This is a genomic window from Streptomyces niveiscabiei (assembly GCF_033794345.1).
In the GTDB taxonomy this organism is placed as follows: Bacteria; Actinomycetota; Actinomycetes; order Streptomycetales; family Streptomycetaceae; genus Streptomyces; species Streptomyces niveiscabiei.
The window spans coordinates 149,917-162,050 of record NZ_JARAYJ010000019.1 but is presented as its reverse complement, the minus strand read 5'-3'; the positions used below and the strand labels follow the sequence as shown (position 1 = coordinate 162,050).

Here is a 12,134-nt window from a genome sequence, read left to right as displayed (position 1 = left end):
CCCGCCTGCGCGTAGGTCCCCTCGCCCACCCGGCCCACGGGAAGGACCTGGGCATCCGGACGCCGCGCCCGCCTGTGCGGGGCGCGCGCGGCGTCGGGGCAGGGGCGCGGCGAGTGTGCGCGCCGTACCCCTGCCCCGCTCCTCCACACCCTCACCCACCCGAAAGAGGACACCCCTCACCATGACCGCCGTCACCCGCAGCGAGCACGACCTCCTCGGCTTCCGTGACATCCCCGCCGACGCCTACTGGGGCGTCCACACCCTGCGCGCCACCGAGAACTTCCCCATCACCGGTACGGCCATCTCCGCCTACCCACACCTCATCGACGCCCTCGCCGCCGTCAAGGAGGCCGCCGCCCTCGCCAACGAGGAACTCGGGCTGCTCGCCCCCGAGAAGGCCGCCGCGATCGTCGCCGCGTGCCGGGAGATCCGCGCGGGCAAGCTGCACGAGCAGTTCGTCGTCGACGTCGTCCAGGGAGGTGCCGGGACCTCCACGAACATGAACGCCAACGAGGTCATCGCCAACCGGGCGCTCGAACTGCTCGGGCACGCCAAGGGCGAGTACCAGTTCCTGCACCCCAACGAGGACGTCAACCTCGGCCAGTCGACCAATGACGTCTACCCGACGGCCGTCAAGGTCGCGACGGTCTTCGCGGTCCGTGGACTGCTCAAGGCGATGGCTGTACTCCAGGACGCGTTCGGCCGCAAAGCCGTCGAGTTCCGCGACGTGCTCAAGATGGGCCGTACACAGTTGCAGGACGCGGTTCCCATGACGCTCGGTCAAGAGTTCTCGGCCTATGCCGTCATGATTGACGAGGACCGCAGCCGTCTTGACGAGGCCGTCGAGTTGATCCATGAGATCAACCTGGGCGCCACCGCCATCGGCACGGGCCTCAACGCCCCCGCCGGGTACGCCGAGGCCGCCCGCCGCCACCTCGCCGACATCACCGGCCTGCCGCTCGTCACCGCCGCGAACCTCGTCGAGGCCACCCAGGACTGCGGCGCGTTCGTCCAGATGTCCGGCGTCCTCAAGCGGATCGCCGTCAAGCTCTCCAAGAGCTGCAACGACCTGCGCCTGCTCTCCTCCGGCCCGCGCGCGGGGCTCGGCGAGATCAACCTGCCGCCCGTCCAGGCCGGTTCGTCGATCATGCCGGGGAAGGTCAACCCGGTCATCCCCGAGGTCGTCAACCAGGTCGCCTTCGAGGTCATCGGCAACGACGTCACCATCACCATGGCGGCGGAGGCCGGACAGCTCCAGCTGAACGCCTTCGAGCCGATCATCCTGCACTCCCTCTCCGAGTCCATCACCCACCTGCGCGCGGCCTGCCTCACCCTCGCCGAACGCTGCGTGGACGGCATCACCGCGAACACCGAGCGACTGCGCGAGACCGTCGAGAACTCCATCGGCCTCGTCACCGCCCTCAACCCCCACATCGGCTACGAAGCGGCCACCGACATCGCCAAGGAGGCCCTGGAGACCGGCCGGGGCGTCGCCGAACTCGTCCTGGAGAAGGGCCTGTTGCCGGCGGAGTCCCTCGCCGCGCTGCTGCGCCCCGAAGCGGTCGCGGGAAGCGGATCGCCGCTCGCGTGAGGCGGGGCGCGGACGCGGGGGTGGTACTGGTACCACCCCCAAGTCGGGCCCCAGCATGATCGATCCGGCACGGTGCCGGGCCCGAACATCGAGTCGTACGCCGCGCCGCCTCGCGCGGCAGTGAGGGGATTCGATGTCCAGGTTCTCGGTGTTCTCGGCCTTCCCGGCGGGCTCGCAGTTCTCGGCGTGTGCGCCGTCGACGTCCGGTGTCCGCAAGGGAGCCGCTGTCTTTGGCACGGTGGCCGCAGTGCTGGCGCTGACGGCAGCAGGCCCGACCACGGCCCAGGCCGCCGCGCGGACCGCGGCACACCCCGCCCCGACGGCCGCCCCCCGCGCGCCGATCCCACCCCGCTACACCGCCCAGCGCCTCGACTGGCAGCCTTGCCCCGGCACCCCGGCCCTGGAGTGCGCCCCGATGGCCGTCCCCCGCGACTGGCACCACCCGGGCACCGGCGCCGACCTCACCGTCGAGGTGTCCCGCCACCGCGCGCCCGACCCCGCGAAACGTCGCGGAGTACTGGTCATGGCCGCGGGCGGACCGGGCGCGTCGGGTCTGAACCGTCCCGCCGGGTTCGTGAAGGCGTCACCGGCGGTCGGCGCCGCGTACGACGTCGTCGGTTTCGACCAGCGCGGCGTGGGCAGCAGCACGCACGCCACCTGTCAGACGGACACCGAGTTCCAGGACTTCTACGCCGGCGACTTCCGCGACCGCACACCCGCCGCCCTCCAGGGCGTGATCAACCGTTCCCGTCAATTCGTCAACAGTTGCCTTGATCGCAGCGGCGATCTCGTCAAGTACTTGACCACCGATCAAGCTGTCCACGACATCGACCTGTTGCGCACTCTGCTCGGCGTGCAGAAGATCTCGTACTACGGCCCCTCGTACGCCACCTGGCTGGGCGCGTACTACGCGACCGAGTACCCGCAGCACGTCGAACGCGCCGTCCTGGACAGCAACCTGGCCTTCGACGGCACCTGGGAGCAGGCCGGGCTGGGGCAGCCGATGAGCTTCCAGCGCCGCTTCGAGCAGGACTTCCTGCCCTGGCTCGCGCAGCACGACGCGGTCTACCACTACGGGCGTACGGCGGCCGAGGCGAAGGCCACCTGGGAGGCGCGGCGGGCCGCGCTGCACGACCGCCCGCTGACCGCCGGCGCGGTGACCGTGGGGCCCAACCAGCTCGACAACGCCACGATCCAGGGCATGTACAACGCGGGCTTGTGGCCGTCCCTGGCGTCCGTGCTGGCCTCCCTGGAGCACTGGGACACGGCGACGGCCGCCGAACGGCAGACGGCCGGGAGCACCTTCGCGAACTACCTCTCGCCCGGATTCGCCGCCACCTACTTCCCGGTCACCTGCAACGACACGCCGTGGAACCGCGACCTCGGCCACTGGCTGCGGCAGAGCGCGACGGACACGCGGAAACACCCTCTCGTGGGCGCGCGGGAGCTCGCGTACGCGGCGGTCTGCGCGTTCTGGCCGGAGTCGGACGCCCCGCACGTCAAGGTCACCGGCGAGGGCCTGCCGCCGACCCTCATGCTCAACTCGGTGCACGACCCGGCGACGTACTACGAAGGCGCGCTGCGGGCGCACCGCGCACTGAAGGGCTCGCGGCTGGTCACGGTCACCGGTGCCGGCGACCACGGCCAGTACCGCAACGGCAACGCATGCGTGGACGCCGTCGTGGACGCCTACCTGCTCGACGGGAAGGTCCCGGCGCACGACCTGACCTGCGCCGCCGCACCCGCGCGCCCCTAACGCGCCGTCACCGTCAGGTACGCCGTCCTCTTCACCCGGCCGTGATGCGCGACGACCGTCACCGGATAGCGGCCGGGCGCGAGAGAGGGCCGGACGGTCGCGGTGCCGAGGAAGCGCGGGTCGTCGCCGTCGGCGCCCTTGCTGTCGTCGTGCCGCAGGCGGACCGTCCCGGTGAACGCCGGGGACGTGGCGGTCAGCCGGGTCTCCTCGCCCGGGTCCGGGTACACGTCGTGCCACATGACGGCGACCTGCCCGCCGGCGACGGCCCGGAACGTGTTGTGGGAGCCGTCGGAGTAGCCCGCGCCCGGGTCGAAGAACTCGGGGCCGGACGGCTTGCCCCGGTAGTCGCGGTCGCCCGGCCGGGACGCGCGGACCGTCAGCCGCTTCTCGGCGATACGGCGGCCGTCCGCGCCGTACAGGGTGAAGGCGTATGTGCCGTCCGCCAGGCGGGTCCTCAGCTCCGGGCGGGCCGAGAAGGCGCGCGGGTTGTAGAAGTCGGTGTCGTCGTCGTGGACCAGGCGCACGGGCGCGGGGAGGGCGGCGGACCGTACGGTGAAGCCGGTGCCCCGCTCGCCGGGGTACAGGTCGTCGAAGCCCAGCCACACGGGTTCGCCGGGGCGGGTCGCCTCCCGGGACGCGGAGAGGGTGAACGAGGGCCGCTGGGAGGCGACGACCTTGACGGTGTCGTGGGCCACGTCGCGGCCGTGGACCGCGACCGTCAGGGGGTACGAGCCGGGCTTGTTCGTCATCTTGAGGGTCCCCACGGCCCAGTAGTGGTCGTCCTCCCAGCTCAGCCGCACCGGCCCGGTCAACGCGGCCGACCGCGCGGTCACCGCGTCGCCGCCCCGCGCGCGCGTGACGCCGTAGAGCATCATGTGGACGCGCTCCCCGGGGCGGGCGTCGGTCTGGCCGTTGAGGATCAGCGAGGGCGCGGGAGACGCCGAGGGCGCGGGGGACGCGGGGGACGCGGGCTTGCCCACCGCGCGCGCGGACGGGGCCGTGCTCGGCGCCGTACCGCCGCCGCCCGTGCCGGTGCACCCGCACAGAATGAGGCCGGCAGCCGCCGCGGCCACGGTCCTGGACCACTTCATCGTTCCCCCACTAGGTCGGTCACAGGGGAAGAGGGAGAAATCGCACCATCGGTCACAGCCCGCCGGAAATCCGGTTGAGGACCATCGCCGGCCTCGGGGAGAATCGCACGCATGTTCTCCCGCAGGCCGCGCCGCCCCCAGTCCCCCGACACCCTGAAGGCATGGGAATGCCTGGACCAGGGCGACATCCCCGGCGCGCTGAGGCTCCTGCGGGCCGCCGCCGAGCGCGCGCCGCTCGCCGAGGTCGCCCTGGTCGCCGGACGGGCGGCCGAAGGAGCCGGGTTCGACGACCTGCGCGAGGCCGCGAAGGCGGTCACGGCCGACCCCGGACAGCCGCGCGCGCTCTACGACTTCGGGTACGCGTGCATCGAGCGCGGCGTCGCCGACCTGGCGATCCCCGCGCTGCGCGAGGCCCTGCGGCTGGCGCCCGGCGCGAAGCCCCTGCTGCGCGAACTGGTCGCCGCCTACGAGGACCGCTCGCGCCACCGCGAGGCGGCGGACGTCCTGCTCGCGCACGAGACGCGGCTGGACGACTGGCCCGACCGCTACCTCCTCGTGTTCAACGCCGTCCTCGCCGGCGACCTGCCCCTGGCCCGCCGTCAGCACGCGCTCCTCGGCGACCCCGAGGACGAGATGTGGACCTCCGCGCAGGCGCGCCAGCGCAGGGTCCTGGAGCGCGCCGACGCCGTCGCGGCGGCGAGCCCGCTGGACCGCGGCGACCTGCGCGGCTGGCAGTACGTGATGGGCGGGACCGTCCTCGGCACGCTCTCGCCGTACGGCTACGACGCGGGCATGACCGGGCGGTACGCGTGGCTCCAGGACACCTACGGCCAGTGCCTGCGCGGCCTGCTGCGGCTCAGGGCGGTCCTGGAGGCGGCACAGGTGCGCCCGGCGTCCGTGTCGCTGCTCCCGGACCGGTCGAGCCGCGTCCTCGGGCTCGCCGCGGCACAGGTGCTGGGGCTGCCCGCGCTGCCGTTTGAGGCGGGGCGCGAGGACACCGTCGTGATCGCGTACGACCTGAACGAGACCGCCGAGGCCGAGCGGGGCCCGGAGATCCTGGGCGAGCTGTTCGGCCGCACGGCGGGACAGGTCCTCCATGAGCACGCGAGCTGCTGGACCGACCCGCCCGCCGTCACCCCGGACAGCGTGACCCTGCTGCACCAGTCGGTCGTCGCGCCCTGGGGCGACACCCTGCGCGTGGGCGAGGACGGCGAGGTCGAGCGCGGCGGCCCCGACCCGCGCGCGGAGACCGAGCTCGCCGCCGAGATCGTCGCCGCCGACCCCACACCCGACGAGGGCGACGGCGCGACCCCGGACGACCCGCAGGAGCGGCTCACCGGGTTCGCGGCGGCGATCTGCGGCACCTGGCTGACAGGTGACCGCGCGCGGGTACGGAGCACGGGCCCCGTACCGAGCACCCGGTTCGCCTGAGCCCCGGCGCCAAGGACCGCGCGGGCCGTCGTGAGCCCCGTCGCGGACCTGACGGCACACGGCCGGACCGACGAGGACCCCCCGAACCCGGGGTGAACTCCCGGCTCCCGTGCGGCTCTCCGCGCCGCGATCACGCTCCGGTCACGCACAGACCACCGCCCCGCAGGCGGAACGTCGCTCACCGGCCACCCGGCGTCGCCACGCTGACAGGGTGCTGGCCAAGGCTTTCCCCGTCGCTCTCCGTCGCTGCCAGGTGCTCGGCCTGGCCGGCACCTCCTGCCTGGCGCTCGGCGGCGAGAGTGCCGGCGCCCTGCCCGCGCGCGAACTGCTCGCCCCCTCCTCGCCGCACGCCGTGCTCGGCCTGGTCGGCGTCTACTTCGGGCTGGTGCTGCTGACCGCCGCCTGGGTGCTCCTGGGCCGCAGGGTGCGCGGCGACGAACCGCCCTCCCCGCGCGCGCTGGTCCTTGTCCTCGCCGTCTGGGCGGCCCCCCTGATCGTCGCGCCGCCCCTGTTCAGCCGGGACGTCTACAGCTACCTCGCGCAAGGCGCGATGGTCGACGCCCACATCGACGTCTACTCCTACGGCCCCTCCAGCCTCGGCGGCCCGCTCGCCGACGAGGTCGCGCCCCTGTGGCGGCACACCGGGGCGCCGTACGGACCGGCCTTCATGGGCCTCGCCGGTGTCCTCGCGGGCCTCACGCGCGGGGAGCTGCCCGCCGGGCTGTACGGGATGCGGTGCGTGGCCCTCCTCGGCGTCGCCCTGATGGCCGCCGCCCTGCCCCGCCTCGCCCGGCACTGCGGCGCCGACCCGGCACGCGCGCTCTGGCTGGGGGCACTGAACCCGCTGGTGCTGCTGCACCTCGTCGCGGGCGCCCACAACGACGCGATCATGCTGGGCCTGCTCGGCATCGGCCTGGTCGCCGCCCTCGGCGGACGCTTCGCCCTCGGCGCCGTCCTGGTCACCCTCGCCGCCCTCGTCAAGGCCCCGGCGGCCCTCGGCCTGGCGGCGATCGTGCTGCTCCACTACCGGGAGCACGGCCGGTCCGGCCCGTACGGCGCCCTGCGCGCGGGCGCGAACACCCTCGCCCCGGCCGCCGCCACGACCGTCGCCGTCACCGCCGCCACCGGCACCGGATACGGCTGGATCAGCGCCCTCAGCACCCCCGTCTCCCCCCAGAACTGGGCCCTCACGAGCCTGCTGGGCCGCGCCACCGGCGCCCTCCTCGAACACGCCGGCAGCGATCTCGCACCGCTCGCCGTGCCCGCCTGGCACGCCCTGGGCCTCGCGATCACCGCGGGGCTCGTCGCGGCCATTTGGTGGCGCCTGCGCCCCCGCCCGGTGTACGCGCTCGGCCTCAGCCTCGCCGCCGTCGCCGCCTTCGGCCCCGCGATCCGCCCCTGGTACGCGCTGTGGGGCCTCTTCCTGATCGCCGCCGCCGCACCCGACACGTCGGTACGGCACCGTACCGCCGTCGCCGTGGCCGGCGTGCTCGCCCTCGCCGTCCTGCCCGACGGCGGGCCCGCCGACGCCGGACAGGTCCTGCTGGCCGTCTCCGGTGGCGCCCTCGCCGTCGTCGTCCTGTGGCAGGCCCGCCTCGCCACCCGCGCCACCGGCCTCCAGCACGGCCGCACGGCATGACCCCCCGCATCCCACGAGCCCCGAGGACCATGAGACTCCCCGAGACCGACCGCGGCCGGCTGTTCCTGCTGATCGCGCTCGCCACCGCCGTGACGGCGTTCACCGCGACCGTGCCGCTCCTGCGGGACTGGTTCGACCTGCGCGTCTACTGGGGCACGATCGACCACTGGGTCCACCACGGCGGACGCGTCTACGACTACCGCGTCCCCGGCACCCCGTACGGCTTCACCTACCCGCCCTTCGCGGCCGTCGCGATGCTCCCGATGGCACTGGTGAGCCTGCATACGGCGATCGCCGCCGCCCTCCTGCTCAACCTCGCCGCCCTCGCCCTGGTCCTGCGCCTGCTCGCGGGCCGCGAGTGGAAGCGGCACGGCTGGTACGGCGTCGGCCTCGCCCTGTGCGTCCTGGCCCTCTTCGAACCCCTGCGGGACACCATCAGCTTCGGTCAGGTCAACATCCTGCTGCTCGCGCTCGTCCTGGTCGACGCCCGCCTCCTCGCGACCGGCCGCGACCGCTGGGCGGGCATCGGCATCGGCCTCGCGGCGGCCGTCAAACTCACGCCCGCGCTGTTCATCGGACTGCTCCTGGTCACCCGCCGCCGGCGCGAGGCCGGGATCGCCACGGCCGTCGCCGCCGGTGCCACCGCCCTCGCCGCGCTGGTCGCCCCCGGCGCGTCACGGTTCTACTGGACGACCGCCCTGTGGGACACCACGCGCGTGGGGCGCCTCGACTACGTCTCCAACCAGTCCCTGCAAGGGGTTCTCGCGCGCCTGGGGATCGAGAGCAAGGCCGTGTGGGCGCTGGCCGTGCTGGTGGTGCTCGCCGTGTGGGTGTGGCGGGTGCGGGGCGCGGGGGAGTGGCGAACGGCGTTCGCATTGACCGGGTTGACCGCTTGTCTGGTCAGTCCGGTGACATGGGTGCATCACTTGATCTGGTTGATTCCATCGTTCGTTGTGTTGATTCGATCCGGATATGTACGGATCGCGTCAACTCTGTACGCCGTCATGTGCACCAGTGTTGTATGGATCTGGTTCCACGACGCGTCCGGCCTCGACGGGTTCCTCGGCAGCAACATGTACGTGTGGATCACCCTCGGCCTCCTCCTGTGGCTGCCGACCGGTCAACGCCGCCTCCCCGCGCGCAGCACGAACGACATCCCGCCCGCCCCCAGCGCCGCCGCCCCGGCGACCATCGCCGCCTCCGGCCAGCCCGGCCCGTCGTCCCCCGCCGGGACGGACGCCGCGACCGCCGGACGCACGTCGGGACCCGGCCGGGGCCGCACCCGCAGCGCGTCCAGCGAACCCACCGGATCCACCCGCCCCGCCGCAGCGAACCCCCAGTCGAGCAGGTCGCGCGCCTCCTCATAGACCGCGAACCCCCCGCCGGCCTGCGGGTTCATCACCGTCACCACCAGCGTCCGGCCCCCCTTGCGGGCCGCGGCGACCAGCGTGTTGCCGGCGTTGGAGGTGTAGCCGTTCTTCACGCCGACGAGCCCCGGGTACTGTGCGACCCCGTCCTCGCCGGTCAGCAGCCGGTTCGTGTTCTCGATCTCGTACGACCAGCCGCCGCCCCCGGGGAACCGGGCCCGCGCGAGCCCGCAGTACCGCGCGAAGTCCGCGTTGCGCAGCCCCGCGCGGCCGAACACGGCGAGGTCGTACGCCGACGACACCTGGCCCGGCGTGTCGTACCCGTCCGGGGACAGCACGTGCGTGTCCAGCGCGCCCAGCGCCCGCGCCTTGGCCCGCATGCGCTTCGCCGTCGTCTCCCAGCCGCCGTTCAGGGCGGCCAGGACGTGCACGGCGTCGTTGCCCGAGTTCAGGAACACGCCGCGCCACAGGTCGGCGACCGTGTACGTACGGCCCTCCGCGACGCCGACCAGGCTGCTGCCGGGGCCGATGCCCTCCAGTTCCCGGGGGCCGACCCGGTGCCGGATGCCGGCGGGCAGGACCGGCAGGACGGTCAGCGCGAACAGGGTCTTCAGGGTGCTCGCCGGGGGGAGCTTGCGGTGCGCGTCGGAGGCGGCGAGGACGGCGCCGCTGTCCGCGTCGGCGACGACCCAGGACAGCGCCGAGACGCCGGGGAGCGCGGGGGCGCCGGGACGCAGGCGGACGTGGGTGCCGGGGCGGTGCAGGAGAGCGGGGGAGGGGGCGCCGGACGCCTGGGGACGATCGGGGGACGACGTCCGGTGCGGGTCGGGGGCGCTCGGTCCGGCCGACGCGAACGCCACGGGCCCCGCGGCCAGGGACACCACGGCACACAGCGCGCAGGCCGACACGGCGGCGCGGGAGGAAAATCCGATCGTCATACGGTCAACGTAGAAACGATCATGCGCATCGGCGTGCTGCCCGTGCCGATGGGAGGCCGCCGAGCACTCGGATGCCGTACGCGTGCACGCGCGGGGCGGCGCGAACGTCTCGCGCGTGCGTGCGGCGATCCTGTGCGGCACCCCTGTGCAGCGACCCGTGCGGCCCGCCTACTCGCCCGGCAGCGTCGGCTGTACCTGCCGCAGGAACGTCGCGTTGTCCGGCGTCTTGCGCATCCGCTCCAGCAGGGTCTCCAGGCCCGTGCTGGTGTCCCGGGAGGCCAGTGCCCGGCGCAGGCCGCGGGTCGCCGTCAACTCGGCCGGGGTCAGGAGGAGTTCCTCGCGGCGGGTGCCGGAGGCGTACAGGTCGACGGCGGGGAACAGGCGCCGGGCCGCGGGCTCGCGGTCGAGGCGCAGCTCCATGTTGCCGGTGCCCTTCAGCTCCTCGAAGTAGTAGTCGTCGGCCCGCGACCCCGTCTCGACCAGCGCGGTCGCCAGGATCGTCAGGGAGCCGCCCTCCTCCAGGGCGCGCGCGGCGCCGAAGAACCGCTTCGGGCCGAGCAGGGCGGCTGCGTCGACGCCGCCGCTGAGGGTACGGCCGTTGCCGGGGGCCGCGTTGTTGTGCGCGCGGCACAGGCGGGTCAGGGAGTCGAGGAGGATCACGACGTCCTCGCCGGCCTCGACGAGCCGCTTCGCGCGTTCGACGACCAGGTCGGCGAGCGCCGTGTGCTGGCGGGCCGCGCGGTCGAACGTCGAGGCGTACACCTCGCCGCGCACCGAGCGGCGCATGTCGGTGACCTCCTCGGGGCGCTCGTCGAGCAGGAGGACCATCAGGCGGGCGTCCGGGTGGTTGCCGGCGACGGCCGCGGCGAGCTGCTGGAGCAGGACCGTCTTGCCGGTCTTCGGCGGGGCGACGAGCAGGCCGCGCTGGCCCTTGCCGACCGGGGCGAACAGGTCGGTGACCCGGCCCGCGAGCCCCGACGCGGGGTGCTCCAGGCGCAGGCGCTCGTACGGGTGCAGCGGCGTCAGCTCGGCGAACGTGCGGCGCCGGAGCGCCTCTTCGGGCCTGCGGCCCTCCACCGAGGTGACCTCGGTCAGGCCGCGCCGGTCGCGCAGGCCCTCCACGAGGTCGCCGCGGCGCAGGCCGTGACGGCGGATCAGCGCCGCCGGGACCTGCGGGTCGTCCGGTTCGGCCAGCAGGCCCGGGCCGCGCAGGTGGCCCTTCCCGCCGCCGTCGACGTCGAGGACGCCGGCCACGAGCCGGGCCGGGGGCTGCTGCTGGATCGGGGGGTGTTCGAGAGTGGTGGTCATGGGGGTCGGTCCTTTCGCGGACGGACGGGCATGTGGCATGCGGTGGGGAAGGAGAACGCCGCGAAGAGTTCGGGAGGCGACACGCGCTCCCGGCGGCTGAGAGACACCCCGGCTTTCACGGGGCGGAGAAGAAGGGAATTCGCACCGGCGTCCACGACGGGACGTACACGAGTGCTCTCCGCAATGTAACACCGGGAGTACCCGGGTCTGTCAACCCCGAATGGTTCCCGGGTATTCCCCGACCCCCACGAGTTCGGCTTCGCCGGATGCCCTACGAGGGTCTCTTCGAACGGCACGCCGTGGTAGCGGCAGTACCGGTGGTCCGCGACGGGCTGCCCCAGCGCATCCCCGTAGTGCGCGGCATACAGGACGCCCTCGACGACGGTGTGGAAGCCGGAGTCGAGGGCGTGACGGGTGACAGTGTCGATGAGGCCGATGTTCGCGGAGCATCACGCGGCGGAGGTTGTCCTGGGCGACCAGCGCGATGCCTCGGCCGAAGCGCTCGCGGATGCCCGCCGCGACGGATGATTTCCCCGACGCGGAGTTGCCCCGCAGGACGATGAGGCGTGTCGCGGGGGTGCCGGTTCGCGCGGTCAGCGTGCCGCGTCCGCCGCGATTTCTGCGAACTTGGCCTCCATGGCGACCTGGAGGGCCTGGGCCGCCGACAACGGCCGTACCATCACCATGAGTTCGTCGATCCGGCCCGACTCGTCGACGTGGATGAAGTCGCAGCCGGTCAGCTCGCGGTCGCCGACGCGGGCCGTGAAGATCAGGGCGTGGTCGGGCCCGTCGGTCAACTCCCGCTGGTAGCTGAGCCCTTGGAAGACCTGGGCGACGGCGCGGAGGATCGCGGCGGTGATGGGCTTGCCCCGGTAGGGCTTGTGGACGACCGGGCTGGTGAAGACGACGTCCTCGGACAGCAGCGCGACGGCGGCGTCCATGTCGCCGGACTCGACTGCCTCACGAAACGCGCGCACGGGCATCTCCCTCAGGTCAGGACAAGGACCGCCAGG

At 73.5% G+C, this 12,134-nt stretch carries 8 protein-coding genes and 2 pseudogenes; 5 read left to right on the top strand and 5 right to left on the bottom strand.

Annotation, left to right across the window (positions count from 1 at the left end; all coding sequences use genetic code 11):
• Positions 1-181 precede the first annotated feature (181 nt).
• Both aspA and PV682_RS25405 read left to right on the top strand, forming a co-directional pair.
• Positions 182-1,591, top strand: a complete 1,410-nt coding sequence (gene aspA / locus PV682_RS25410; RefSeq protein WP_055723722.1) for an aspartate ammonia-lyase — start codon at positions 182-184, stop codon at positions 1,589-1,591.
• 133 nt (positions 1,592-1,724) lie between these two features.
• Positions 1,725-3,347 carry an alpha/beta hydrolase gene (locus PV682_RS25405; RefSeq protein ID WP_319733687.1) on the top strand — a complete coding sequence of 541 codons (1,623 nt, stop codon included), beginning with the start codon at positions 1,725-1,727 and terminating at the stop codon, positions 3,345-3,347.
• Here PV682_RS25405 and PV682_RS25400 read toward each other — a convergent pair.
• The gene (locus tag PV682_RS25400; RefSeq protein ID WP_319733685.1) at positions 3,344-4,438 is read right to left on the bottom strand and encodes a hypothetical protein; all 1,095 of its coding nucleotides are present in this window, start codon (positions 4,436-4,438) and stop codon (positions 3,344-3,346) included. The genes PV682_RS25405 and PV682_RS25400 overlap by 4 nt on opposite strands.
• A 111-nt stretch (positions 4,439-4,549) precedes the next feature.
• Between PV682_RS25400 and PV682_RS25395 the strand changes: the two genes are divergently transcribed.
• The 3 genes from PV682_RS25395 (at position 4,550) to PV682_RS25385 (ending at position 8,875) form a co-directional block, all read left to right on the top strand.
• Complete coding sequence (locus PV682_RS25395; RefSeq protein WP_319733683.1) at positions 4,550-5,869, top strand: tetratricopeptide repeat protein; 1,320 nt, start codon at positions 4,550-4,552, stop codon at positions 5,867-5,869.
• 109 nt (positions 5,870-5,978) lie between these two features.
• Positions 5,979-7,508 carry a polyprenol phosphomannose-dependent alpha 1,6 mannosyltransferase MptB gene (mptB, locus tag PV682_RS25390; protein WP_319733681.1) on the top strand — a complete coding sequence of 510 codons (1,530 nt, stop codon included), beginning with the start codon at positions 5,979-5,981 and terminating at the stop codon, positions 7,506-7,508.
• A 29-nt stretch (positions 7,509-7,537) separates the two neighbouring features.
• Entirely contained in the window at positions 7,538-8,875 is a 1,338-nt protein-coding gene (locus PV682_RS25385) for a glycosyltransferase family 87 protein (protein WP_319733679.1), read from the top strand.
• 83 nt (positions 8,876-8,958) lie between these two features.
• Here PV682_RS25385 and PV682_RS25380 read toward each other — a convergent pair.
• From PV682_RS25380 to PV682_RS25365, 4 genes and pseudogenes are all read right to left on the bottom strand, one after another.
• Positions 8,959-9,813 (bottom strand): annotated as a pseudogene (locus tag PV682_RS25380) (D-alanyl-D-alanine carboxypeptidase family protein); the annotation flags it as partial.
• Between the two features lie 168 nt (positions 9,814-9,981).
• Positions 9,982-11,121, bottom strand: coding sequence for a transcription termination factor Rho (rho, locus tag PV682_RS25375; RefSeq protein ID WP_319733677.1), 1,140 nt, complete (start codon positions 11,119-11,121; stop codon positions 9,982-9,984).
• A gap of 254 nt (positions 11,122-11,375) precedes the next feature.
• A pseudogene (locus tag PV682_RS25370) lies at positions 11,376-11,718 on the bottom strand (kinase); the annotation flags it as partial.
• Positions 11,715-12,098, bottom strand: coding sequence for a nuclear transport factor 2 family protein (locus tag PV682_RS25365; protein WP_319733675.1), 384 nt, complete (start codon positions 12,096-12,098; stop codon positions 11,715-11,717). The gene PV682_RS25365 and the pseudogene PV682_RS25370, both read right to left, overlap by 4 nt.
• Positions 12,099-12,134 lie beyond the last annotated feature (36 nt).